Origin of the sequence: Mycobacterium decipiens (genome assembly GCF_963853665.1) — a bacterium.
In the GTDB taxonomy this organism is placed as follows: Bacteria; Actinomycetota; Actinomycetes; order Mycobacteriales; family Mycobacteriaceae; genus Mycobacterium; species Mycobacterium decipiens.
Map to the genome: position 1 here is coordinate 2644544 of NZ_OY970459.1, position 25055 is coordinate 2669598.

At 67.6% G+C, this 25055-nt stretch carries 18 protein-coding genes, 1 pseudogene and 2 riboswitches; of the genes and pseudogenes, 13 read left to right on the forward strand and 6 right to left on the reverse strand.

Features of this window, described 5'->3' with window-relative positions:
• Positions 1-20 precede the first annotated feature (20 nt).
• From secA2 to gcvP, 11 genes are all read left to right on the forward strand, one after another.
• The gene (gene secA2, locus AADZ55_RS11740) at positions 21-2357 is read left to right on the forward strand and encodes an accessory Sec system translocase SecA2 (protein ID WP_085326248.1); all 2337 of its coding nucleotides are present in this window, start codon (positions 21-23) and stop codon (positions 2355-2357) included.
• A gap of 216 nt (positions 2358-2573) precedes the next feature.
• Positions 2574-3203, forward strand: a complete 630-nt coding sequence (locus AADZ55_RS11745; RefSeq protein WP_085326209.1) for a CDP-alcohol phosphatidyltransferase family protein — start codon at positions 2574-2576, stop codon at positions 3201-3203.
• Positions 3196-4119 (forward strand): DUF881 domain-containing protein, encoded by a 924-nt coding sequence (locus AADZ55_RS11750; RefSeq protein WP_085326211.1) that lies wholly within the window; start codon positions 3196-3198, stop codon positions 4117-4119. Before AADZ55_RS11745 ends, AADZ55_RS11750 begins: the two co-directional genes overlap by 8 nt.
• A gap of 64 nt (positions 4120-4183) precedes the next feature.
• Entirely contained in the window at positions 4184-4516 is a 333-nt protein-coding gene (locus tag AADZ55_RS11755; protein WP_085326213.1) for a small basic family protein, read from the forward strand.
• 16 nt (positions 4517-4532) lie between these two features.
• Positions 4533-5408 carry a DUF881 domain-containing protein gene (locus tag AADZ55_RS11760; RefSeq protein ID WP_085326215.1) on the forward strand — a complete coding sequence of 292 codons (876 nt, stop codon included), beginning with the start codon at positions 4533-4535 and terminating at the stop codon, positions 5406-5408.
• A 36-nt stretch (positions 5409-5444) separates the two neighbouring features.
• Positions 5445-5849, forward strand: coding sequence for a glycine cleavage system protein GcvH (gene gcvH / locus AADZ55_RS11765; protein WP_085326217.1), 405 nt, complete (start codon positions 5445-5447; stop codon positions 5847-5849).
• Positions 5850-6046: 197 nt separating this feature from the next.
• Positions 6047-6535: a glycogen accumulation regulator GarA gene (gene garA, locus AADZ55_RS11770; protein WP_085326219.1), complete on the forward strand. Its 489-nt coding sequence runs from the start codon at positions 6047-6049 to the stop codon at positions 6533-6535.
• Positions 6532-7260 (forward strand): MerR family transcriptional regulator, encoded by a 729-nt coding sequence (locus AADZ55_RS11775; protein ID WP_085326221.1) that lies wholly within the window; start codon positions 6532-6534, stop codon positions 7258-7260. The genes garA and AADZ55_RS11775 overlap by 4 nt, the downstream gene beginning before the upstream one ends.
• A gap of 117 nt (positions 7261-7377) precedes the next feature.
• A complete protein-coding gene (locus tag AADZ55_RS11780; protein WP_085326223.1) occupies positions 7378-7872 on the forward strand; it encodes a bifunctional nuclease family protein in 495 nt (164 codons plus the stop codon).
• A 295-nt stretch (positions 7873-8167) separates the two neighbouring features.
• Positions 8168-8800 (forward strand): MerR family transcriptional regulator, encoded by a 633-nt coding sequence (locus AADZ55_RS11785; protein WP_085326225.1) that lies wholly within the window; start codon positions 8168-8170, stop codon positions 8798-8800.
• 103 nt (positions 8801-8903) lie between these two features.
• A riboswitch (glycine riboswitch) is annotated at positions 8904-9001 on the forward strand.
• Positions 9002-9121: riboswitch (glycine riboswitch) on the forward strand.
• Positions 9122-9174: 53 nt separating this feature from the next.
• Positions 9175-12033, forward strand: coding sequence for an aminomethyl-transferring glycine dehydrogenase (gene gcvP / locus AADZ55_RS11790; protein ID WP_085326227.1), 2859 nt, complete (start codon positions 9175-9177; stop codon positions 12031-12033).
• A gap of 45 nt (positions 12034-12078) precedes the next feature.
• Here gcvP and AADZ55_RS11795 read toward each other — a convergent pair whose 3' ends face one another.
• Genes AADZ55_RS11795 through AADZ55_RS11805 form a run of 3 tightly spaced genes read right to left on the reverse strand, consistent with a single transcriptional unit; the run spans position 12079 to position 17289 of the window.
• Complete coding sequence (locus AADZ55_RS11795) at positions 12079-12939, reverse strand: haloalkane dehalogenase (protein WP_085326229.1); 861 nt, start codon at positions 12937-12939, stop codon at positions 12079-12081.
• Between the two features lie 40 nt (positions 12940-12979).
• Positions 12980-15034 carry a substrate-binding domain-containing protein gene (locus AADZ55_RS11800; RefSeq protein ID WP_085326231.1) on the reverse strand — a complete coding sequence of 685 codons (2055 nt, stop codon included), beginning with the start codon at positions 15032-15034 and terminating at the stop codon, positions 12980-12982.
• Positions 15035-15084: 50 nt separating this feature from the next.
• Complete coding sequence (locus tag AADZ55_RS11805; protein ID WP_085326233.1) at positions 15085-17289, reverse strand: malate synthase G; 2205 nt, start codon at positions 17287-17289, stop codon at positions 15085-15087.
• Between the two features lie 481 nt (positions 17290-17770).
• On the opposite strand from AADZ55_RS11805, the pseudogene AADZ55_RS11810 reads away from it, so the two are divergent.
• Together AADZ55_RS11810 and AADZ55_RS11815 are read left to right on the forward strand one after the other, a co-directional pair.
• Positions 17771-18672, forward strand: a pseudogene (locus tag AADZ55_RS11810) (PE family protein); the annotation flags it as partial.
• A gap of 51 nt (positions 18673-18723) precedes the next feature.
• Positions 18724-22131 carry a PE family protein gene (locus tag AADZ55_RS11815; RefSeq protein ID WP_341286318.1) on the forward strand — a complete coding sequence of 1136 codons (3408 nt, stop codon included), beginning with the start codon at positions 18724-18726 and terminating at the stop codon, positions 22129-22131.
• Positions 22132-22187: 56 nt separating this feature from the next.
• Here the strand turns inward: AADZ55_RS11815 and AADZ55_RS11820 are convergent, their stop codons facing one another.
• From AADZ55_RS11820 to AADZ55_RS11830, 3 genes are all read right to left on the reverse strand, one after another.
• Complete coding sequence (locus AADZ55_RS11820; protein ID WP_085326091.1) at positions 22188-22418, reverse strand: PE family protein; 231 nt, start codon at positions 22416-22418, stop codon at positions 22188-22190.
• A 195-nt stretch (positions 22419-22613) separates the two neighbouring features.
• On the reverse strand, positions 22614-23666 hold the full coding sequence (locus tag AADZ55_RS11825) for a hemolysin family protein (RefSeq protein ID WP_085326089.1): 1053 nt from the start codon (positions 23664-23666) through the stop codon (positions 22614-22616).
• A complete protein-coding gene (locus tag AADZ55_RS11830; RefSeq protein WP_085326087.1) occupies positions 23666-25045 on the reverse strand; it encodes a hemolysin family protein in 1380 nt (459 codons plus the stop codon). The genes AADZ55_RS11825 and AADZ55_RS11830 overlap by 1 nt, the downstream gene beginning before the upstream one ends.
• Between the last annotated feature and the right edge of the window lie 10 nt (positions 25046-25055).

Here is a 25055-nt window from a genome sequence, read left to right on the forward strand (position 1 = left end):
GGGTCGCGTACCGTTGGTTTGTGCCCAACACCACCCGCGCGCAACCCGGCCGGCTGAGCAGCCGATTCTGGCGGTTGCTCGGCGCCAGCACCGAAAAGAACCGGAGCCGTTCGCTGGCCGAGGTAACCGCTTCAGCCGAGTACGACAAGGAAGCCGCCGCCCTCACCGACGAGAAGTTACGCAAGGCGGCTGGCCTGCTCATCCTCGAGGATCTCGCGGAGTCGGCCGATATCCCGCAGTATCTCGCGATCGCCCGGGAAGCCGCGGAAAGGACGACCGGGCTCCGACCATTTGATGTGCAGTTGCTTGGCGCGCTGCGCATGCTCGCCGGTGACGTGATCGAGATGGCCACCGGTGAGGGCAAAACGCTGGCCGGGGCGATCGCGGCCGCTGGCTACGCGATGGCCGGCCGGCACGTGCACGTCGTGACGATCAACGATTACCTGGCCCGGCGCGACGCGGAGTGGATGGGCCCGCTGCTGGAGGCGATGGGCCTGACGGTCGGCTGGATCACAGCGGAGTCGACGAGCCAGGACCGCAGGGCCGCATACGGCTGCGATGTCACGTATGCCTCGGTCAACGAGATCGGCTTCGATGTGCTGCGTGACCAGCTGGTGACCGATGTGGCCGACCTGGTATCGCCGAATCCGGATGTGGCACTCATCGACGAAGCCGACTCCGTGCTGGTCGACGAGGCACTGGTGCCCCTGGTGCTGGCCGGAACCACGCACCGTGAGACGCCGCGGCTGGAGATCATTCGGCTGGTCGCTGAGCTGGTCGGCGACCGGGATGCCGACGAGTACTTTGCCACCGATTCCGATAGCCGCAACGTCCACTTGACCGAGGCCGGCGCGCGCAGGGTCGAGAAGGCGCTCGGCGGTATCGATCTTTACTCCGAGGAACACGTCGGCACCACGCTGACCGAGGTCAATGTCGCGCTGCACGCGCACGTGCTGCTGCAGCGCGACGTGCACTACATCGTCCGGGACGACGCGGTGCACCTGATCAACGCGTCGCGCGGCCGCATCGCGCAACTGCAGCGCTGGCCGGACGGGCTGCAGGCCGCCGTCGAGGCCAAGGAGGGTATCGAGACCACCGAAACCGGTGAGGTCCTCGACACCATTACGGTGCAAGCCCTGATCAACCGGTATGCGACCGTGTGCGGAATGACCGGCACCGCGCTGGCCGCCGGTGAACAGCTCCGCCAGTTCTACAAACTCGCCGTCTCACCGATCCCACCGAACACCCCGAACATCCGCGAGGACGAGGCCGACCGGGTTTACATCACCGCTGCGGCCAAGAATGACGCGATCGTCGAGCACATCGTCGACGTGCACGAGACCGGGCAGCCGGTGCTGGTCGGCACCCGCGACGTGGCCGAATCCGAGGAACTGCACGAGCGCCTGCTGCGCCGCGGTGTGCCCGCGGTGGTGCTCAACGCGAAAAACGATGCCGAGGAGGCTCGGGTCATCGCCGAGGCCGGCAAGTACGACGCGGTCACGGTGTCGACTCAAATGGCCGGGCGCGGCACCGATATCCGGCTCGGCGGGTCCGACGAAGCAGATCACGACAGGGTCGCCGAATTGGGCGGGCTGCACGTCGTCGGCACCGGCCGGCATCACACCGAGCGACTGGACAACCAATTGCGCGGCCGGGCCGGTCGCCAGGGGGATCCGGGATCTTCGGTGTTCTTCTCGAGCTGGGAAGACGATGTCGTCGCGGCCAACCTCGACAACAACAAATTGCCCATGGAAACCGACGAGGACGGTCGGATCGTCAGCCCCCGGACGAGTAGTCTGCTCGACCATGCTCAGCGCGTCGCCGAGGGCCGGCTGTTGGATGTGCACGCCAACACCTGGCGCTACAACCAGCTGATCGCCCAGCAGCGCGCCATCATCGTCGAGCGGCGTAACACGTTGCTGCGCACCGCAACCGCGCGTGAGGAACTCGCCGAATTGGCGCCGAAGCGATATGCGGAGCTATCTGGTGAACTCTCCGAAGAACGCCTCGACAAGATTTGCCGGCTGATCATGCTGTACCACCTCGACCGCGGCTGGGCCGATCACCTGGCGTTCCTGGCTGACATTCGGGAAAGCATCCATCTGCGCGCGCTGGGCCGGCAGAATCCGCTCGATGAGTTTCACCGGATGGCGGTGGACGCGTTCGCGTCACTGGCCGCCGATGCCATCGAGGCGGCTCAACAGACATTCGAAACCGCCAATCTCCTCGACGACGAGCCGGGGTTGGACCTGTCCAAACTGGCCCGGCCCACGTCGACATGGACCTACATGGTCAATGACAACCCGCTGTCCGATGACACGCTATCTACCCTCAGCCTGCCCGGGATATTCCGCTGACGGTCCGTGTTTGCACTCGTCGCCGAGCTGGACCTGATTGCCCGCCTCCTCCTCGGTCCGTTGTGCGGACCGCATCGTCGCCGAGCTGGACCTGATTGCCCGCCTCCTCCTCGGTCCGTTGTGCGGACCGCATCGTCGCCGAGCTGGACCTGATTGCCCGCCTCCTCCTCGGTCCGTTGTGCGGACCGCATCGTCGCCGAGCTAGGGTCACAGCTCATGAAGCCGGTGCTCACACAGAATCGGGTGCTGACTGTCCCCAATGTGCTGAGCGTCCTTCGCTTGGCACTCATTCCGGTCTTCGTCTACGTAATGCTGGTCGCGCACATCAATGGCTGGGCGGTAGCGATCCTGGTGTTCAGTGGCGTCTCCGATTGGGCCGACGGCAAGTTCGCGCGGCTGCTCAACCAATCATCGCGGCTGGGTGTGCTGCTGGACCCGGCCGTCGATCGCCTCTACATGGTCACCGTCCCCATCGTGTTGGGGCTGAGCGGCGTCGTGCCATGGTGGTTCGTCGTCACGTTGCTGGCCCGCGACGCGCTGCTGGCCGCGACGCTGCCGTTGTTGTGGAGCCGCGGACTGTCGGCGCTGCCGGTGACCTACGTCGGCAAGGCAGCAACTTTCTGCTTCATGGTCGGGTTTCCAATCATTCTGTTGGGCCAATGGGACCAATTGTGGAGCCGCGTGTTGCTGGCTTGCGGATGGGGATTCTTGATCTGGGGCATGTATGCGTATTTGTGGGCGTTCGTGCTGTACGCCGTCCAGATGACGATGGTGGTGCGGCAGATGCCCAAGCTCAAACACCGGACTCATCAGCCGGTCGCTCGGAACTCGGGTGAACATGGCTGAGTCTGATCGGCTGCTCGGCGGCTACGACCCCAACGCCGGCTTCAGCGCCCACTCAGCGGCGCGCCCACAGAGAATTCCATTGCCGTCCTTGCTTCGCGCGCTGCTGTCCGAACATCTGGATCCCGGATACGCGGCGGCTGCCGCCGAACGTGACCGTGCCGCGGCGCCACGAGGTAAGCGAGCCCGCGCCATCGACTGGATGTGGCAGGCTCTGGCGGCGACCCTGGTCGCCGCGGTGTTTGCCGCGGCGGTAGCGGAGGCGCGCTCGGTCGCACCCGGTGTGCGTGCCGCTCAGCAGCTGCTGGTCACGAGCGTGCGATCAACCCAGGCCGCCGCCGCCACGTTGGCCCAACGGCGCAGCGCACTCTCGGCGAAAGTCGACGTCGAGCAGCGGATCGCACTCGCGGACGACGCCGAGGGGCAACGGCTGCTGACCCGACTCGACGCGCTCGGCCTGGCGGCGGCCAGCACCCCAGTCATCGGCCCCGGTTTGACGGTGACCGTGACCGACCCCGGGGTGGGCCCTAATCTTTCCGACGTGTCCAAACAACGGGTGAGTGGCAGCCAGCAAATCATCCTGGACCGCGATTTGCAGCTAGTCGTCAACTCGTTGTGGGCAAGCGGCGCCGAGGCAATTTCGGTCGATGGCGCCCGGATCGGGCCGAACGTCACGATCCGGCAAGCCGGCGGAGCGATACTGGTCGACAACAATCCCACCAGTAGCCCCTACACGATCCTTGCGGTCGGGCCGCCGCACGTAATGCAAGATATCTTCGACCGCAGCCCAGGGCTGCACCGCCTGCGGTTGCTGGAGATCTCCTACGGCGTGGGCGTCAGCGTGAACGTCGGCGACGGTCTTGCGCTGCCTGCCGGAGCGGTCCGGGATGTCAAGTTCGCCAAACAGATTGGGCCCTAGTGAGAGAAGTACTCGTGGAAAAGATTTCGATGGGGGGAGAAATGCGGACGGGATTCCGGCGCACATGATCGGTATCGCAGCACTTGCCATAGGAATCGTGCTGGGTTTGGTTTTCCATCCCGGCGTGCCCGAGGCCATCGAGCCGTATCTGCCGATCGCAGTGGTCGCGGCGCTCGACGCGGTGTTCGGCGGGCTGCGCGCCTATCTCGAGCGCATCTTTGACCCCAAGGTCTTTGTGGTTTCGTTCGTGTTCAACGTCTTGGTGGCTGCCATGATCGTCTATGTCGGTGACCAACTGGGCGTCGGCACACAGTTGTCCACCGCGATCATCGTGGTGTTGGGCATCCGCATCTTCGGCAACACCGCCGCTCTGCGGCGGCGGCTGTTCGGCGCATGACGGAGATGAGATCAACGTGAGCGAGAATCGCCCAGACGCCGCCCCAGAGCCCGCCGGGGCTGAAACGCGCGCCGCGGCAACCCAGCACGGTCACCCCCAAGCCGACGCAGGAGACCACGAAACCGGGCGGCGTGGCCGTCACGAGCTATCGGCCGATCATCCGCGTCCCCCGACCGGAATGACCGAGACGCTGCGGGGTGGTCGTTCCCGGCTCGTGTTCGGGACGCTGGCGATCGTGTTGTGCCTGGTACTTGGGGTTGCCATAGTTACCCAGGTCCGTCAGACCGAGTCCGGCGATGCCTTGGAAACGGCGCGTCCCGCAGACTTGTTGGTGTTGTTGGATTCGTTGCGGCAACGCGAGGCCACGCTGAACGCCGAAGTGACCGAACTTCAGAACACGCTGAACGCGTTGCAGGCATCCGGCAACACCGATCAGGCAGCCATAGAAAGCGCCCAGGCCAGATTGGCCGCGTTGTCCATCCTGGTCGGCGCCGTGGGTGCCACTGGGCCAGGCATCAGGGTAACCATCGATGATCCAGGCCCCGGAGTGGCGCCCGAAGTGATGATCGACGTGATCAACGAGCTGCGTGCCGCCGGAGCCGAGGCAATCCAGATCAACGATGCGCAGCAGTCGGTGCGGGTCGGAGTTGACACCTGGGTTGTCGGCGTTCCCGGCTCGCTGACCGTCGACACCAAAACGCTGTCCCCGCCGTATTTGATTCTGGCGATTGGTGATCCACCCACGCTGGCCGCGGCGATGAACATTCCCGGTGGTGCCGACGACAGCGTTAAACGTGTTGGCGCGCGGATGTCGGTGCAGCAGGCCGACCGAGTGGACGTAACCGCCTTGCGGCAACCAAAACAGCACCAATACGCTCAGCCCGGCAAGTGAACCACCCAACTCCAAACCGACCAGAATAGGATTACCGTGAGCGATATCCCGTCCGATCTGCACTACACCGCCGAACACGAGTGGATTCGCCGCAGCAGCGACGACACCGTACGGGTGGGGATCACGGACTTTGCCCAGTCGGCACTTGGCGATGTCGTCTTCGTTCAGCTGCCCGCCGCCGGCACCGAGATCACCGCCGGCGAAACCTTCGGCGAAGTGGAATCGACGAAATCTGTGTCGGATCTCTACGCGCCCATTTCGGGCACAGTGTCTGCGGTCAACAGCGACCTGGACGGCACCCCGCAATTGGTGAACTCCGACCCCTACGGGGCGGGCTGGCTGTTGGACATCCAGGTCGACAGCTCGGATGTCGCCGCCCTGGACTCAGCCTTAGCGACGCTGCTCGACGCGGAGGCCTACCGCGGCACACTGACCGAATGACAATTGCTAGTGTCCCTGCCAGCGTCACCCGCGACGACGCGGGCCAGGGTTGAGCGCATTGCCGACCCGTGCGCGGTACGGTCGAGACATCAGCACGAGAAGGTAGTAAGGGCAATAATGGGCGGTGAAGAGTTAGTGGGAAGCCGGCCGAACGGGCCCGGTCAGACAACGCCACAGCGGCCAGTGAGGAGCAGCGGGTGACGGACATGGACCCCGATATTGAGAAGGACACGACCTCTGATGAAGTTACGGTAGAGACGACCTCCGTCTTCCGTGCAGACTTCCTCAACGAGCTGGACGCTCCCGCGCAGGCGGGTGCCGAGAGCGCGGTGTCCGGGGTGGAGGGGCTCCCCGCGGGCTCGGCGTTGCTCGTGGTCAAACGGGGCCCCAACGCTGGGTCTCGGTTCCTGCTCGACCAGGCCATCACGTCCGCCGGCCGGCATCCCGACAGCGACATCTTTCTCGACGATGTCACCGTGAGCCGTCGCCATGCCGAATTCCGGTTGGAAAGCCACGAATTCAATGTCGTCGACGTCGGAAGCCTCAACGGCACCTACGTCAACCGCGAGCCAGTGGATTCGGCGGTGCTGGCGAACGGCGACGAAGTCCAGATCGGCAAATTTCGGTTGGTGTTCTTGACCGGGCCCAAGCAAGGCGAGGCCGATGGGGGCACCGGAGGCCCGTGACCGCGCCCGATAGCCCCGGACTGGCCGGGATGTCGATCGGGGCGGTCCTGGACCTGCTACGACCGGATTTTCCCGATGTGACCATCTCCAAGATTCGTTTTCTGGAGGCCGAGGGGCTGGTGACGCCGCAGCGGGCGGCGTCGGGGTACCGGCGATTCACCGCGTACGATTGTGCGCGGCTCCGATTCATTCTCACCGCTCAGCGGGATCACTACCTGCCGCTGAAGGTGATCAGGGCGCAGTTGGACGCCCAGCCCGACGGTGAGTTGCCGCCATTCGGATCCCCTTACGTCGTACCGCGATTGGTGCCGGTAGCCGGCAAGGGTGCCGTCGGGTCGGATACTGCAGCGGTGTCGCCGACCCGTATCCGGCTGAGTCGGGAAGACCTCCTAGAACGCTCGGGAGTGGCCGACGAATTGCTGACGGCCCTGCTCAAAGCCGGTGTGATCACCACTGGACCGGGCGGCTTCTTTGACGAACACTCCGTCGTGATCCTGCAATGCGCACGAGCGCTGGCCGAGTACGGGGTTGAGCCGCGGCATCTACGCGCCTTCCGCTCCGCGGCCGACCGGCAGTCTGACTTGATCGCCCAGATTGCGGGGCCGCTAGGCAAGGCTGGTGCCCGCGATCGCGCCGACGACTTGGCCCGTGAGGTCGCCGCACTCGCCATCACTTTGCACACCTCGCTAATCAAATCTGCCGTTCGCGACGTTCTTCACCGCTGAGGACTAGACTTCGTTCGACAGCTTGGTGTTCGACGTCACGGGAGCGGCGCGGCGCTCACCGCGTCGTCGCGCCAAGCTTGGGTCGGAGATGGTGGCATGTGCGGAGGGCAGACACTGATGGGTGAAGTTCGTGTTGTCGGCATTCGCGTCGAGCAGCCGCAGAACCAGCCGGTGTTGTTATTGCGCGAGGCCAACGGTGACCGATACCTGCCGATCTGGATCGGCCAGTCGGAGGCCGCCGCCATCGCGCTGGAGCAGCAAGGTGTCGAGCCACCACGTCCGCTGACGCATGACCTGATCAGGGATCTCATTGCTGCACTGGGGCATTCGCTCAAGGAGGTCCGCATCGTCGACCTGCAGGAAGGCACCTTCTACGCGGATCTGATCTTCGACCGCAACATCAAGGTGTCTGCCCGCCCCTCGGATTCGGTGGCCATCGCATTGCGGGTGGGCGTTCCGATTTACGTCGAGGAGGCCGTGCTCGCCCAGGCCGGTCTGCTGATTCCCGACGAAAGCGACGAGGAGGCGAACACCGCCGTTCGCGAGGATGAGGTGGAGAAGTTCAAGGAGTTTCTCGACAGCGTGTCACCCGACGATTTCAAGGCCACCTAGCTGGCCAGGCAGCCGATGTGCGCCGAACGGCGGGCCCCCGCTATGCCGCGCTTCTCGCGGGGCAGCAAAGTCACGGCCGCGTCTCATCTCACGTTGCAATTGTCGACACGCCTGGCGGTTAGCCCGCTATGAGCCCGGCGACCGCGATACTTAATCACGACTTGATAGTTAACCGGGAGCATCGCGACCATCGAACAGCGTATGCTCTCTAACACTCGGGCCCTAAGCAGATGGCTGTCGGGGGCAGCCAGTAACGCAGCTAGTGACAAGAGCGCGATTGGCGAGAGGAAGCACGGTGGGCGAGCAGCCACGTCAAGACCAGCTGGACCTTGCTGACCACACGGACACCGCTAGCAACGGTAGCGACGGTGTTGTCGCAGCGAGCGAGCCCGTGCAGCCCGGCCTGTTCCCCGACGATTCCGTTCCCGACGAGTTGGTGGGCTACCGCGGGCCGAGCGCCTGCCAGATCGCCGGGATCACCTACCGCCAGCTCGACTACTGGGCACGCACATCGTTGGTTGTCCCGTCGATCCGCAGCGCGGCAGGCTCCGGCAGCCAGCGGCTCTACTCGTTCAAGGACATCTTGGTTCTCAAGATCGTCAAGCGGTTGCTTGACACCGGCATCTCGCTGCACAACATCCGGGTTGCCGTCGACCATCTGCGCCAGCGCGGCGTCCAGGATCTGGCCAACATCACGTTGTTCTCCGACGGCACCACCGTCTACGAGTGCACGTCGGCCGAGGAGGTCGTCGACCTTCTGCAAGGCGGCCAGGGTGTCTTCGGTATTGCCGTCTCCGGCGCAATGCGTGAGCTGACGGGCGTTATTGCCGACTTCCACGGTGAACGCGCCGATGGCGGCGAGTCGATTGCTGCACCCGAAGACGAACTGGCTTCCCGGCGCAAGCATCGCGACCGCAAGATCGGCTAGCCGCGCCATCGTGTTCGGCAACTGCCGAGCCGCATGCTTTGAACTCTTTGATTTGTCTTGATTCGTCCTTGGCCAGGTCGCGCAGGTAAAGTTGGATACGCATCGCCCTCGCGCGGGAGAGTTCCGTGACCGCCAGTTACGGACGCCGAAGGAGCAACACCTCTCCGTCAACCTCTCAGGCACCCGGACCGCGTGGGGCCCCGATGCCTCTGGAAAGTGGTAAGCCGATCAGTCGGCTTGCCCGCCCATGGGGAAAGGCAGCCGGGTCAGGTTGTCGAATCTCTCAGGCGCCCGGCTCGGGTGGACGACAGAGGGAGAGGACCACAGCGTCATGCCGATGACGTTGCGGTCCCACCGAGCGTCAGGAGTCCGGAATGCCCGAACCGAACACATCCAACAGCCAGCCGAACTTCGCCGACCGGCACATCGGCCTGGATAGCAGGGCAGTCGAAACCATGCTGGCGGTCATCGGTGTCGACTCGCTCGATGACGTGGCGGCCAAGGCGGTCCCGGCGGGCATCCTCGACAAGCTCACCGACAGCGGCGCCGCACCGGGTTTGGACCGGCTGCCAGCGGCCGCCAGCGAGGCGGAGGCGCTGGCCGAGCTGCGAGCGCTGGCCGACGCCAACACCGTTGCCGTATCGATGATCGGGCAGGGCTACTACGACACGTTCACGCCGCCGGTGCTGTTGCGCAACATTCTGGAAAACCCGGCCTGGTATACCGCCTACACGCCGTACCAACCGGAGATCAGTCAGGGTCGGCTGGAAGCCTTGCTGAACTTCCAGACCCTGGTCACCGATCTCACCGGCCTCGAAATCGCGAACGCGTCGATGCTCGATGAAGGCACCGCGGCCGCCGAGGCCATGACCTTGATGCAACGCGCGGCACGCGGTGGCGCCAAGAGGCTGGCCGTCGACGCCGACGTCTTCACCCAGACCGCGGCGGTGCTGGCCACCCGCGCCAAGCCGCTGGGCATCGAGATCGTCACCGCCGACCTGCGCGCGGGGCTACCGGACGGCGACTTCTTCGGCGTCATCACCCAGCTGCCCGGGGCCAGCGGCCGGATCACCGACTGGTCCCCCCTGGTGGCGCAGGCCCACGACCGCGGCGCCCTGGTCGCCGTCGGCGCCGACTTGTTGGCGTTGACGCTGATCACGCCGCCCGGCGAGATAGGCGCCGACGTCGCGTTTGGCACCACGCAACGGTTCGGTGTGCCAATGGGATTCGGCGGCCCGCACGCCGGGTACCTGGCGGTGCACGCCAACCATGCCCGCCAGTTGCCCGGTCGGTTGGTCGGCGTATCCGTAGACAGTGACGGCACGCGGGCGTATCGCTTGGCCCTGCAGACTCGCGAGCAGCACATCCGCCGCGACAAAGCCACCAGCAACATCTGCACCGCGCAGGTGCTGCTGGCCGTGATGGCGGCGATGTACGCCAGTTACCACGGCGCCGAAGGGCTGACTGGCATCGCACGCCGGGTGCATTCGCACGCGCGCAACCTGGCCGCCGGCCTGTCGGGCGCCGGGATAGACGTGGTGCACCAGGCGTTCTTCGACACCGTGCTAGCCCGGGTGCCCGGCCGGGCGACGCACATCCAGGCCGCCGCCAAGGAGCGCGGAATCAACATCTGGCGGATGGACGACGACCACGTTTCGGTGGCGTGCGACGAGGCCACCACCGCCGAGCACGTCGGGGCCGTGCTGGCCGCGTTCGACGTGGCGACGGCGGGGGAGACCTTCGACGGGCCGGATATCGCGGCGCGGACGTCGGAGTTCCTGACGCATCCGGCGTTCAGGGAATACCGCACCGAGACGTCGATGATGCGGTACCTGCGTGCGCTGGCGGACAAGGATATTGCCTTGGACCGCAGCATGATTCCGCTCGGCTCATGCACGATGAAACTCAACGCGGCAGCCGAGATGGAGTCGATCACCTGGCCCGAATTCGGGCGTCAGCATCCGTTTGCTCCGGCGTCTGACACCCCGGGGCTGCGTCGACTCATTGCCGACCTGGAGCAGTGGCTGGTGCTGCTCACCGGCTATGACGCGGTGTCGCTGCAACCCAACGCGGGCTCGCAGGGCGAGTACGCCGGCCTATTGGCGATCCACGAGTACCACGCCAGCCGGGGCGAACCGCACCGCAACATCTGCCTGATCCCATCCAGTGCGCACGGCACCAATGCCGCGTCGGCGGCCTTGGCCGGCATGCGGGTGGTTGTGGTGGGTTGCCACCACAACGGTGACGTCGACCTCGATGATCTGCGCGCCAAGGTTGGCGAACATGCCGAGCGGCTGTCGGCGCTGATGATCACCTACCCGTCCACCCACGGCGTGTACGAGCACGATATCGCCGAGATCTGCGCCGCCGTGCACGACGCCGGCGGCCAAGTGTACGTCGATGGGGCCAACCTCAACGCCCTGGTCGGCCTGGCCCGGCCGGGCAAGTTCGGCGGCGACGTCAGCCACCTGAACCTGCATAAGACGTTCTGTATCCCGCACGGCGGCGGTGGCCCGGGAGTCGGACCGGTCGCGGTGCGGGCGCACTTGGCCCCGTTCCTGCCTGGCCACCCGTTCGCGCCTGAGCTGCCCAAGGGCTACCCGGTGTCGTCGGCACCGTACGGGTCGGCCTCGATTCTGCCGATCACCTGGGCGTACCTCCGGATGATGGGCGCCGAGGGTCTGCGGGCGGCATCGCTGACCGCGATCACGTCGGCCAACTACATTGCGCGCCGTCTCGACGAGTATTTCCCGGTGCTGTACACCGGCGAGAACGGAATGGTCGCCCACGAGTGCATCCTGGACTTGCGCGGTATCACCAAATCAACCGGCATCACTGTCGACGATGTCGCGAAACGGTTGGCGGACTATGGTTTTCACGCGCCGACCATGAGCTTTCCAGTGGCCGGCACGCTCATGGTGGAGCCCACCGAGAGCGAGAGCCTGGCCGAGGTGGACGCCTTCTGCGAGGCGATGATCGGCATCCGCGCCGAGATCGATCGGGTCGGTGCCGGGGAGTGGCCTGTTGAAGACAATCCGCTGCGCGGCGCACCGCACACCGCCGAGTGCCTGCTGGCATCCGACTGGGACCACCCGTATACCCGCGAACAGGCCGCCTACCCACTCGGCACCGCATTTCGACCGAAGGTCTGGCCATCGGTGCGTCGCATCGACGGCGCCTACGGGGACCGCAACCTGATCTGCTCGTGCCCGCCGCTGGAGGCCTTTGCCTGAATTCTCGTGGGGTGAATTCTTGCCGACGCGCTCAGCGGATCGGATTCAGCCGAACCGCTCGATGATCGCCGCGGCGATCCGGTCGGGGGCGTCTTCCTGGATGAAGTGTTTGGCCCTAGGCAGCTCCACCAGGACATGATCGGGAAAAGTCGCACGCATCCGGGGAGTCATCGCTGCGGGCCGAAACGCGACGTCCTTCATCCCCCAGACCAACAGGGTGGGCTTGGCCCCCAGCGTGGCCGGCACCTCACCGGCAAGCCGTGCCAGGAGGGGACGGGCCGCCAGGATTTGCTTGGGCATCTCGGCTACGCCACGTCGTGCCGCGGCGCTGGGCTGCACCGCCCGGTAGTGCGCCATCACCGTGGCACTCGGCCGGCGCGCCGTTCCAGCGGGGATCAACCGCTCCACAAAGAAATTGCGCCGCAAAATCGCGTACTGCATTGGCGGGCTGGACATCACCCTGCTGAACGTCTTCATCGTCAGCGTGTCCGCCGGCCAGAACCAGGTGTTGCCCAGCACGATGCCGCGCACCCTTTCGGCGCGCTGCACCGCGACCGCCATGCTGATCGGTCCGCCCCAGTCCTGCCCCATCGTCAGATAGCCGTCCAGGCCGAGATGATCGACGAACTCGCCGACCACCCGGGCATGCCCGTCGATCTTGTACTCGAACTGCGACGGGCGCTCGGACAGCCCGAATCCGAGATAATCCGGCGCGATGCAGCGGAAGCGCTCCCGCAACGCCACAACGATGTCGCGGTACAGGAAGCTCCACGTCGGGTTGCCGTGGCACAGCAGAATCGGCGGGCCATCACCCTCGTCGATGTAATGCACGCGCCCCTGTGAGCTGTCGAACCAGCGCGACTCGAATGGATACAGCGCCGGATCGGGAGTGAAATCGACGTTCATTACGCACCTCAGCTTGCGTCAGCCCGCTGGAGCAGGCAGGTCAGCTCAAAAACATGTTGACAGCCGTCGCTAGGTCGGGGGAGGCCGACGTCGCCAGGTTCTGGTAGCTACCGCCACTGAGGTGTGCGACCGCTTCCCAGGTTGCCCGATCGGGGTCGGCACCGAAGTCGATGATGTTGACCGCGATGGGCTTGGCCGGGTCCGCATTGCTGCGGATGAAATCCTGCAGCCCCGGCCCGTCGAGAGTTTGGTCGGTGTGCGGCCCGGCCGTGATCACCAACACCGAATTAGCTTGGCCAGCACGGTAATTGGCTAGCATTTCCTGATAGATCAAGCGCAGCGTGGTGAACGACACCGCGCCGCCGCCTGAGGAGTATTGCTTGGCCAACGCGGCCGTCAATGCCGCAGTGCGTGGCTGGCCGTTGACGGGATCGGCCAGCGGCCCGGCCGGCACCTCGGATCGACCCTCGCGGCCGTCGAATGTCCACAGTCCGACGACCGAACTGGGCGGCATCGCCTTGATCCGGTTCTCAAGCGCCGCAACGACATTGGTAAGCCGAGATTTGCCGCCCTCGTCGTTGGGCATCGACTGGTCGAGCATGATGGTCGCGGCCACCCCGCTCGACGGCGCGGCCATGCTGTCGGCCAGCGTCGCGCGCATGGAGTCGTCACCCACCGACAGCGTCGAAGACAACGCCGGGAAACTGGTGACTGGGCTGCTGGGCGGTTTGACACCGTCAACTCGGAAACCGGCCTTGGCCAGCTTGGCCAGTTGCTCGGGCTTGTGCATATACCTGGCGAAGGCGCTGGCCGCCGTGGTCTGCTCCTGCGACAGCCATCCACCACTGAGCAGCACCGTCGGATAGTCAGCGACCGCAACCGGCCCCGGCGGCAACCAGGAACCCAATGTGCTCTTGGCATCCGAAAGTGACTGGCCGCGCTGGAATAGCTGTTGTTCGGTGGTGACCACCGCATGCACCGGCGCCGCAGCCACATCGCCGGACTTGAGCAGCGTGTTCATCGCCTCGGTCAGGGAGTCGTTGGCAAGCTTGGGTTGCGCGCTCATCAGCGTGCGCACCGCGCCGATACCCGTCGTTGGCGGCGCACCAGCGGGTACCGAAGCGGCAGCCACCGCCTCGCCGGCCAAGTACGCGGCATCGCCGTTGCCTTCCATCGGCATAGCCAGCCGCAGTGATCCCCAGGCCGGCAAGTTCAAGCCGGCCAACGAGTTCGGGTTGGTTTGCAGGCCGGGCAGCGCCGCCCAGTTCTGGCTGGCGAGCGCCTGCTGCAATTCCGGCCGGACGGCGAGCAGCACCGGCGAAGTGACCAGTGAGCGGCTATTGCTGATGGTTTGGTTACCCGCGGCCCCGGCAAGCCGCGCCGCGGAGATCGAGCTGCTCGGAATCCACAATCCCGGCTGGCCACCCAGTTCGTTCGGCCATTTGCCGATGAAGCCATTGATGACGGCGTCGGAGTCGGCCGATGTGACCGCCACTGCCACACAGCGGTCACCGACCGGGCCGGCCGATGCGTTATAGCTGTCCGCGAACTCTTTGACGTGATCGGCGATCGAGGGGTCGGCGATGACAGCGATGGTGTCCTTGCCGCCCACGCAGCGTGCGGCAGCACTGTGGGAACGGTTAGACAACGCGTCACCGAAGAAGCGCCACAAGATCACCCCGGCCACCACGACCACCACGGCGACCAGGGCCACTACGACGCCGATACTGACTCCCCGGCGGCCGCCTTCGCTGCGGTGGCCGCCCTGCCAGTCGCCGAGTCCCCGATGTCCCGAGCGGAACAGGGGCGGCGGGGCTGCCCCAGTAGGCTCCGAACTCGCTGGCTCCGTGCCGGCCGGGTGCGGCGGAAAGTCGGGGTACTCGGTCTCGCTGGAGAAGGGCCCGGCGTCGGCCTGGTCATCGACGTGCGGCCAGAACTCGGTAACCGGCGGCTCGGCAGCGGACGCAGGGAATCCGAGACCCTCGCCACCGCGGTGGTCGTCTACCGGGTAGCCCCAGTCCTGATGCTCCACAGCATGGTCGTCGAACGGTTCATCAGCGGATTCCTCGGGGTCGGGCTTGCTGTGCCTACCCATACCGGCTTCTGCGTCCTCTCCGTCGATGGTTGCCGGATGTCAAGCGGCAATCACCCACCGGCGCGAGCCTTAAACTCCCGACGACGGCGATGCAGAATCGGCTCGGTGTAGCCGTTGGGCTGCTGCGTCCCGGACAAGATCAGCTCCTGCGCGGCCAGGAAGGCGATGCTGTCATCGAAGTCGGGTGCCATCGGTTGATATGCCGCGTCGCCTGCGTTTTGCTCATCTACCAACGGCGCCATCCGCTCCAGGCTGGCCCGCACATCCTCGCTGGTGATCACACCGTGGCGCAGCCAGTTGGCCAGCAACTGGCTGGAGATTCGCAGTGTGGCGCGGTCCTCCATCAACGCCACGTTGTGGATGTCGGGCACCTTCGAGCAGCCGACACCCTGGTCGACCCAGCGGACCACGTAGCCAAGGATGGATTGACAGTTGTTGTCGACCTCCTCACGGATCTCGTCGGGAGCCCAGGCCAGTTCCTTGGCCAGCGGTATGGTCAGCAATTGTTCGATGGTGGCGCGCTTCTTGCCGGCCAGTTCCTGTTGCACCGCGGCGACGTCCACCTGGTGGTAGTGCATCGCGTGCAGGGTGGCGGCAGTGGGCGAGGGGACCCAGGCGGTGCTGGCACCGGCGCGGGGCTGGGCGATCTTTGTTTCGACCATGTCCGCCATTAGTTCGGTCATCGTCCACATGCCCTTGCCGATCTGCGCGCGGCCGGTGAACCCGGCGGCTAGGCCAGCGTCGACGTTGTTGTCCTCATAGGCCAGGATCCAGGGCTGGCTCTTCATGGTGCCCTTGCGCACCATCGGGCCGGCTTCCATGGAGGTGTGGATTTCATCGCCGGTGCGGTCCAGAAATCCGGTGTTGATGAACACGACGCGGTCGGCGGCGGCCTTGATGCACGACCGCAGATTGAGGGTGGTGCGGCGCTCCTCGTCCATGATGCCGACCTTCAGGGTGCCCTGTGGCAACCCCAGCACGTCTTCGACGCGACTGAACAGCTCGGTGGTGAATGCCACCTCGGCCGGACCGTGCATCTTCGGCTTGACGATGTAGATGGAGCCGGTGCGGCTGTTCACCAGCGGTCCGTTGGCGTCGCCGGCTTTGAGCCCGTGGATGGCGGTCAGTCCGGTGAAGAGCGCATCCATGATGCCTTCGAACACCTCGTTGCCATCGGCGCCCCCATTGTTCAAGAGAATCGCGTCGTTGGTCATTAGGTGCCCCACGTTGCGGACGAACATCAGGCTGCGCCCGGGCAAGCTGAACTGGCTGCCGTCTGGCGCGGTGTAGTCGCGGTCTTGGTTGAGCACCCGGGTGAACTCGGAGCCGTCCTTGTCGACTCCGGCGGACAGATCGCCCCTGTTCAGGCCGAGCCAGTTGCGATAGCCGAGCACCTTGTCGTCGGCGTCGACGGCGGCCACCGAGTCCTCGAAGTCCATAATCGTGGTGATCGCCGATTCCAGGATCACGTCTTTGATACCCGCGCTGTCGGTGGCGCCGACCGGCGACTGCGGGTCGATCAGGATCTCGATGTGCAGGCCATGATTGACCAGCAGCACCGATGTCGGTGACGCGGCTTCACCGGTGTAGCCGGCGAATTGGCGGGGGTCGGCCAGAAGCCCAGTGGACAGCTCGTCACCCGGCAGAGAGACCAGCAGTTGGCCGTCGTCGACCTTGAAACCGGTGGCATCGGCGTAGGAACCCGACGATAGGGGAACGCTGTCGTCGAGGAACTTGCGTGCGTAGGCGATGACCTTGTCCCCGCGGATTTTGTTGTAGCTGGCGCCGATTTCGGCGCCGTCGGTTTCGAGGATGACGTCGGTGCCGTAAAGGGCGTCGTAGAGGGAACCCCAGCGAGCGTTGGCCGCGTTCAGGGCGAACCGCGCGTTGAGCACGGGCACCACCAGCTGTGGGCCAGCCGTCGTGGTGATCTCGGCGTCGACTCCCGATGTGGTGATGGTGAAGTTATCGGGTTCGGGAAGCAGATAGCCGATGTCGATGAGGAACTGATGGTAGGCGGGGATGTCGAGCGGCTCGATCACCCGGTGCCGGTGCCACTTGTCGATTTGCGCCTGTAGCTCATCGCGGGTGTTCAGCAGGGCCTGGTTCTGCGGGGTCAGGTCCGTGACGACCTTGTCGGCGCCGGCCCAGAAGCTGTCCGGGTCGATATCGGTGCCAGGCAGGGCCTCGTTGTTCACGAAGTCGTAGAGCACCCGAGCGACGCGCAAGTTGCCCACCGACACGCGATCTGTCATTACTTCCTCCCTTACTGGCAATTGGCTCAGACTACCGGGCCACGGCATAGTTGCTGCATCCGGCGACCGGCAACAGCAGGTCACAACGGGCTAACAACGTTGCCCGCGGCGGTGTAGGGCGCCGCGTGCTCGCTCGCTGGCAACGCAGGCGTGGTGTTTGACAACGATCGGCGAGTTGCCGTAGCCGCTGCGATCATACGGGCCGGGCCGCAGGCCGACTCGGCGCCGCGACGAGGACGCGTTCCCACTGATTTGCGGTGTCGGTGGGCGGCAAGCTTCCACCGCCCGCGTGAGCCAGACACGAGGCGAACCCTGAGATCCGGACTTTTGGCCTTTCCGCGGACAGAAGTCGGAAACATACGTAGATTCCAAACCTTAAGACACTCCGTCGCCGATATCGATACCGGCGCCTTCGTGTCAGCTCACAACTATGACGGCGAGTACGCAATTGCAGCGGTTGCCGTTGGTGGGAGGTCAGGCGATGTCATTCATGCTTGTGGCGCCGGACGCGTTGGCGGCGGCGGCGACGGAGGTAGCGCAGATCGGTTCGGCAGTGAGTGCCGGCAATCTGGCGGCAACCATCCCGACCACCGCGCTCGCAGCGGCCGGCGGCGATGAGGTGTCGCGCGCGATTGCGGCGCTATTCGGTACGCACGCCCAGGAGTACCAGGCGGTGGCGGCGAACGCGGCGACCTACCACAAAGAATTTGCGCGCATCTTAGCTGCGGCGGCGGCATCGTATGGCAGTACGGAGTTCGGCAGCGCCGCTGCACTGGCTGGCCTGGGTTCACCCATCGCCAACGGGTTCCAGACGTTCGTCTACGGCCCCATTTACACCCTCGGCGAGGCATGGATCAACAGCCCATTCGGTCAGCTGCTCGACCCGATTATCAATGCACCTACCAATCTGCTGTTCGGGCGTGATCTGATCGGCAATGGCGCCGCCGGAACGGCGGCAAACCCCACCGGCGGTGCGGGCGGGATCCTGTTCGGCGACGGCGGGCCGGGATACACCCCGACCGGAGGTGCGGGAGGTGTGGCCGGCGGTAACGGCGGGAGCGCCGGGCTGATCGGCAACGGCGGTACCGGTGGTGGCGGCTTCGCCGGCGGGGCGGGCGGCAGCGGAGGCACCGGCGGCTGGCTGATGGGCAATGGCGGCATGGGCGGTCTGGGCAGTCTGGGCGGGGCCGGCGGGGCGGGCGGCCAGGCGTTGTTGTTCGGCAACGGCGGGATCGGCGGGGTTGGCGGCGCGGGCTCGGCGGGCACGGTCGCCGCCGCCGGCTCCGGCCTCAACGGCGGCGACGGGGGGCAGGAGGGATAGGCGGGGCTGGCGGTCGCGGCGGGCTGTTTGTCGGCGACGGCGGGGCAGGTGGGGGCGGCGGCACCGGCGGGATCGGCGGTGCCGGTGGTAGCGGCGTGGCTGGTGCGGCCGGCATGACCGGAGTCGATGCCGGAGCCGGTCAGACGGGTGGCCAAGGCGGCAGCGGCGGGGCCGGCGGTACGGGCGGGGCCGGCGGGGCCGGCGGGGCCGGCGGCCTCTTCGGCCAGGCGGGTGCGCTTGGTGACGGTGGTCAGGGCGGCGACGGTGGTACTGGCGGTATGGGTGGCCACGGCGGGGTGGGCCTGGACAACAGCGCCAACATCGGCATGCTCGGTGGAGCCGGTGGCCAGGGCGGCACCGGCGGTACGGGCGGCGCGGCCGGTCTGGGCGGGGCCGGCTCGATCGTCGGCGCCGCGGGTGCCGCCGGCGACGGCGGCGACGGCGGCCACGGCGGCGACGGCGGCCACGGCGGGGCCGGCATCGTCGGATTGGCCGGCGGCGGGCAAGGCGGTCAGGGCGCCGCGGGTGGTAGCGGAGGCCAGGGCGGCACCGGCGGGGCGGCCGGGGCCGGCAGCGGCGGCCAACAGGGTGCTGGGGGTCAGGGCGGCGACGGCGGCGACGGCGGGACCGGCGGCGACGGCGGGACCGGCACCGACAACAGCGCCACCATCGGTGTGGCCGGCGGTCAGGGCGGTGTCGGCGGCATCGGCGGGACCGGCGGGGCGGCCGGCGCCGGCGGCACTGGGTTCGGCGGTACCGCCGCCTGGGGTACCGCCGGCGACGGCGGCGCCGGCGGCCGAGGCGGTGTCGGCGGCAACAGTGGCGCGGGCAGCATCGGCAATACCGGGATCCAGGGCGGCACCGGTGGGGACGGCGGCGAGGGTGGCGCCGGCGGCGACTCCGGAATCGGCGGCACCAGTGGCTCCGGCGGCCAAGGTGGCACCGGCGGCGGGGGTGGTCAGGGCGGCACCGGTTACGCCGATGACGGCACCGACAACGCAACCGCCGGTGGCCAGGGCGGCACCGGCGGCACCGGCGGCCAAGGCGGCGCGGCCGGGACCGGCGGCACCGTCGGCACCCCGACCACTGGCGCTGCGGGCACCGGCGGCGACGGCGGCCAGGGCGGGAAAGGCGGCGCCACCACGTTCGTCGGTGACACCGCTGGTGATGGCGGCCAGGGCGGCGACGGCGGCCAAGGTGGCCAAGGGGCCGACGCCCCAGCGGGCAGCACCGGGTACGACGGCGGCCAAGCAGGCCAAGGCGGTGCCGGAGGCACCGGCGGCACCGCCAGCTTGGGTGCGACCTACGGCAGCGGCGGCCAAGGCGGCAGCGGCGGCCAAGGCGGCACGGGTGGCCAAGGCGGCGCGGACACCGGCTCCGGCGCAGGCACCGGCGGCGCCGGCGGGAGTGGTGGCCACGGCGGTAGCGGTGGGTCGGCAGGGTTCGGCGGCGCCGGCACCGGCGGTACCACGGGCGCCGGCGGCGCTGGCGGCCAGGGCGGCACCGGTGGCCAAGGCGGCACCGGTGCGGGCAGCAACGATGCCGGCCAAGGCGGCCGCGGCGGTCAGGGCGGCACCGGCGGCGCCGGAGTGGACGGCACGCCCGTGGGCGCCGGCAGCGGCAGCGACGGTTCGGCCGGCGGCGCCGGCGGCCTGGGCGGCACGGGCGGGGCCGGCGGGATGGCAACCGGGTCGGGTAACGGCGGTATGGGCGGCCTGGGCGGCGGCGGCGGCCAGGGTGGCGGCGGTGGTAACGGTGGTAACGGCGCCCTGGGCATGGGCGGCGGGACCGGCGGCAACGGTGCTCTCGGCGGCTCCGGCGGCCAGGGTGGCACCGGCGGTGACGGCGGGCAGGCCCTCGGGGCAGGTAACGGTGGTCAAGCGGGAGCCGGCGGCACCGGCGGCCAAGGCGGTGACGGCGGGGACGGCGGCGATGGCGGCAATGGCAACACCGTCACCCCCGATGCCGGCGACGGCGGCAGCGGCGGCCAAGGCGGCCAGGGCGGCACCGGCGGGACCGGCGGCGGCGCGCTATTGGGTATCGGCGGCACCGGCGGGGCCTCGGGCAGCGGCGGCGACGGCGGGATCGGCGGCGACGGCGGCGACGGCGGCCACGGTGTGGCCGGCGTGAATGGCGGGGTTGGCGGATCCGGCGGTCACGGCGGTGACCCCGGTGGCGGTGGCAACGCCGGCACCGTCGGGTCCGGCGGCAGCGGAGGCGGCGGCAACGGAAGCGACGGCGCCAACACCGGCACGGCCGGCAATATGCCCATGAGCGGCGGCAACGGCGGCGATGCCGGTGACGGCGCCGACGCCGTCACGGCGGGCGAGGCCGGCGGCGATGGTGGGGTCGGCGGCGCCGGCGGGCTGGTCGGCAACGGTGGCAACGGCGGCGACGGCGGCAAGGGCATGGCCGGCGCCGATGGCGTGAACCCCACGTGGGATGACACCACGGCCGCCACCGGCACCCCGAATTACGCGACCATCGGCCAGCCGGGTTACCCCGATCCACCAAACAACCCTGTGGACGGTAGTGACGGCGCCATCGGCATAGCCGGCGGCAACGGCGCCGACGGCGGCCCCGGCGCAGAGGCCGGCGGCAATGGTGGCGGCGGCCAGACTGTGTTCAACTACAGCGGCAGCGGCACGGCCACCGCCGGGGCCGGCGGTGATGGCGGTAGCGGCCATGCCGGCGGCGCCGGCGGCAACGGCGGCAACGGCGGGTTATCGGAGGCAACGGCCGTCGCCGGCATTGTCCCGGGCGCCGGGGGTAACGGTGGAACCGGTGGTACCGGCGCTGTGGGCGGTACCGGCGGCCAAGGCGGTGACGCCTCGTCGAGCAGCTTCAGCATCATTGGCGGTATCGGCGCCGACGGTGGCCTCGGCGGCAACGGCGGTGTGGGAGCTAACGGGCAGACCGGCGGGGCCGGCGGGACCGGCGGGGCCGGTGGCGCCTCCGGGACGCTCGCCGGTAACGCCGGCAACGGCGGCAACGGCGGCGTCGGTGGCGCCGGCGGGGCCGGCGCCGCCGGGGGTAACGGCGGTACCGGCGGACTGGGCGGCACCGGCTTCTTCGGTTCGACCGGTGGCCAGGGCGGCAACGGCGGAACCGGCGGTCAAGGTGGCGGCGGCGGGGCCGGCGGTCAAGGCGGAGACGGCGGTAGCGCTGGCGCCCTCCTTAATGGAACCGGTGGCGGTGGCGCCGACGGCGCCGGCGCCACCGGCGGTACGGGCGGCGTGGGCGGCACCGGCGGCGACGGCGGCCAAGGCGGCACCGGCGGCACCACCGGATCAGGCCCGGCGATTCCGGGACCGCCCATGCCGCCGGGCAACCCCGGTGGCCCCGGCGACCTCGGCGCTGACGGCAACACCGCGCCCGCCCTGGGCGATCCCGGGGGCCCAACCGCGGGTGGTGATCCCGTGGGCATCTCCGGGGGCGCCGGTGGTGGCGGCGGCGACGGGGGCGCCGGTGGTAGCGGCGGCACCGGGGGGACGCCGGGCCGGTTAGTCCCTAACCGTTGATTGTGTCCGCGTCATCGACGCTGCCGGGTACGGCCGCGGACGCCGAGCCTGGCCGACTACGCCCCGTCTGCCCCGTTCTGGCCGAACAACGACCCGCCGTTGCCGCCGGAGTTACCGGGCCCGCCATCGCCACCGTCGCCGACCAACTGGGCGTTGCCACCGTCGCCGCCATTGCTGGGGGTCGGGGCCACCGCCGCCGCATTGGCCGAACCGATCGTCGACCCAATGCCGGCCAGATCCGACGCCGCCGCGGCCACCAGCTCCGGCACCGCCGCCACAAACGACATCACGGCCTCCTCACACCACTTCCGACGACCCACTTCCAGGCGACCGGGCGAGTGCTGCGCACACCGTGGCAACAGTGCCCTAACGACGCAATGTATCAATATCCGGCCACTAGATCCGGGGGTTGACCAACACGGCCGAACGACGGCCGGGATGGCAGCCACGCCCGACCGACCCGTCAGAAGTGGGTGCCCGCATCAGGCGGGGTTCGCCCCATCACGCATGGTGCCGACCAGGTCCTCGACCAGGTCCTCCAGCGCCACCATCGCGACGACGGAGCCGTCGTCGCCGGTCACCAGTGCCAGATGGCTATTGGTGCGACGCATCCGAGACAAAGCATCGGCCAGCGGCAATGATCCGGGCAGCTGCGGCAGCGGGCGCACCAAGGTCAGATCGATCACGGTTTCGGGATCTTCACCGAGCGTCAGCACGTCTTTGATGTGCAGATATCCAACGAACCTTCCGCCGCGATCCACTACCGGAAACCGCGAGTAGCCGGTCTGGACCAACGCCTGTTCCACGGCACCAATCGTGGGCCCGGAACCCGCCGCCGATACCGGCACCGCCCTAATGTTGACCAGTGGCACCGCGACATCGGCAACCAGGCGAGTGCGAATCTGAAGCGCCCGGGTTAACCGGCTGTGCTCCTCGTGATCGAGCAGGCCTTCAGACAACGATTCGGCGATCATCTCGGACAGCTCCACCGTGGAGACGGTGATGTCGAGTTCGTCCTTGGGCTCTACCCCAAGCGCCCGCAGTATCGCGTTGGCGCACTTGTTGTAGAACACGATGAACGGCCGTGCGGCGCGCACATACACCAGATAGGGCGGGACCAGCAGCATCGCTGTCCGCTCCGGGCCGGCCAAAGCGATGTTCTTCGGCACCATTTCGCCGAGCAGGACGTGCAGTGCCACCACGATGGCCAGCGCCACCGCCAACGACAACGTGTGTAGCAGCGCCGGAGGTATACCGGTCAGCCCGAACAACATCCGCAGCAACCTGGCGACCGCCGGCTCGCCGATCCTGCCCAGCAGGATCGAGGACACCGTGACGCCCAGCTGCGCTCCGGCCAGCATGGCGGGGAGCTGCTCGCCAGCCCGGATCACGATGACCGCACTGGCCTTGCCCTGCTCGGCCAACGCTTCGAGGCGGTCGCGACGGGCTGAGATGAGCGCGAATTCCGCTCCGACAAAGAACGCGTTGGCGCCGATCAGCAAGAGCGCTAGGAACACTGCGGGTAGGACGTGCATCAGCGGCCCCCTCCCGACCCGGATTCAGCACCCGGTCCACGGTTGGGACCAAGTTCGATGAGCTCCAGCAAGTCGATTCGTCGCCCGTCCATCTGGACCACGGTGGCCAACCAGCGCATGGTGGCGTCGGGCAGACCATCCTGATTCAACGCGGTCAGCTCGACCGTTTCGCCGGACACCGGGATGTGGCCAAGCTCCCTAAGCACCAACCCGCCGATCGTCTCGTATGGGCCTTCGGGAGCTCGATAGCCAATGGCACTGGCCACCTCGTCGATGCGCAATAGGCCCGAGACCCGCCATCCGCTGCCGGCCGCCACCACATCCGGGGTCGCGTCGTCGTGCTCGTCGCGGACGTCGCCCACGATCTCTTCGATCAAGTCCTCGAGGGTGACCATGCCCGCGGTGCCGCCATATTCGTCCACAACCATGGCGGTCTGTAGCGCATTGGCGCGGATCTGCGCCATCACCGCATCGCCGTCCAGCGTCGACGGCACCACCGCGACCGGTTTGGCGATCGAAGTCAGCAACACCCGCGCGCGATCGGGGGGCGGGACCTCGAACACCTGCTTGACGTGCACGATGCCGACGGTCTCATCGAGATCACCCTCGACAATCGGGAAACGCGAGAACCCCGATGCGGCCACGACCGCAACCAGGTCGGCGATGGTGTTGTCGGTCTGCAGCGCCACGATCTTCGATCGCGGTGTCATCAGCTCCTCGGCCGTCAGGGCACCGAACTGCAGCGAGCGACGCATCAGCCACGCGGTCGCGTCGTCCAGCGAACCGCTACGCGCGGAGCTGTGCACCAACGACACCAGCTCCTGGGGGGTGCGGGCCGACCGCAGCTCCTCGGCCGGCTCGATGCCCAGTTGACGCACGATCCAGTTCGCCGCTCCGTTCGTCAGGCGGATGGCCGGGGTGAGCAGCAGCGAGAACAGCACCTGCGGGACCACGACCGCGCGCGCGGTGCGCAGCGGGCGCGCCACCGCAAGGTATTTGGGGACCAACTCGCCGAACACCATCGACACCGACGTCACGGCCGACAGTGCCAAGAAGGCCGCGATGCCGTCGGCCACCCGTTCGGATATCCCGATGTCGGTCAGTGCCGGATGCGGGAAATCGGCCACCAGCGGTTCGGTCAGGTACCCGGTTGCCAGGGTGGTGATCGAGATGCCCACCTGAGCACCCGAAAGCTGGAACGACAGCCGGCGGTGCGCGCGCCGGATGAAGCGGTCCCGGCTGGTACCGCGGCGGGCATTGGCCGCCACGGTGCTGCGGTCCAGTGCGGTCAGCGAAAACTCTGCTGCGACGAACACCGCCGTGCCGAAGGTGAGCGCCAAGATTGCCAGTATGGTCGCGACGGTGCCGGTCACGTTCATGGTTGGCTCG

Bases quoted from the DNA above. Each gene is read 5' to 3' on its own strand.
- AADZ55_RS11745 (WP_085326209.1), top strand. From the start codon at position 2,574: ATGAAGCCGGTGCTCACACAGAATCGGGTGCTGACTGTCCCCAATGTG.
- AADZ55_RS11750 (WP_085326211.1), top strand. From the start codon at position 3,196: ATGGCTGAGTCTGATCGGCTGCTCGGCGGCTACGACCCCAACGCCGGC.
- AADZ55_RS11755 (WP_085326213.1), top strand. From the start codon at position 4,184: ATGATCGGTATCGCAGCACTTGCCATAGGAATCGTGCTGGGTTTGGTT.
- AADZ55_RS11780 (WP_085326223.1), top strand. From the start codon at position 7,378: ATGGGTGAAGTTCGTGTTGTCGGCATTCGCGTCGAGCAGCCGCAGAAC.
- gcvP (WP_085326227.1), top strand. From the start codon at position 9,175: ATGCCCGAACCGAACACATCCAACAGCCAGCCGAACTTCGCCGACCGG.
- AADZ55_RS11795 (WP_085326229.1), bottom strand. From the start codon at position 12,939: ATGAACGTCGATTTCACTCCCGATCCGGCGCTGTATCCATTCGAGTCG.
- AADZ55_RS11800 (WP_085326231.1), bottom strand. From the start codon at position 15,034: ATGGGTAGGCACAGCAAGCCCGACCCCGAGGAATCCGCTGATGAACCG.
- AADZ55_RS11805 (WP_085326233.1), bottom strand. From the start codon at position 17,289: ATGACAGATCGCGTGTCGGTGGGCAACTTGCGCGTCGCTCGGGTGCTC.
- AADZ55_RS11815 (WP_341286318.1), top strand. From the start codon at position 18,724: ATGACCGGAGTCGATGCCGGAGCCGGTCAGACGGGTGGCCAAGGCGGC.
- AADZ55_RS11820 (WP_085326091.1), bottom strand. From the start codon at position 22,418: ATGTCGTTTGTGGCGGCGGTGCCGGAGCTGGTGGCCGCGGCGGCGTCG.
- AADZ55_RS11825 (WP_085326089.1), bottom strand. From the start codon at position 23,666: ATGCACGTCCTACCCGCAGTGTTCCTAGCGCTCTTGCTGATCGGCGCC.
- AADZ55_RS11830 (WP_085326087.1), bottom strand. From the start codon at position 25,045: ATGAACGTGACCGGCACCGTCGCGACCATACTGGCAATCTTGGCGCTC.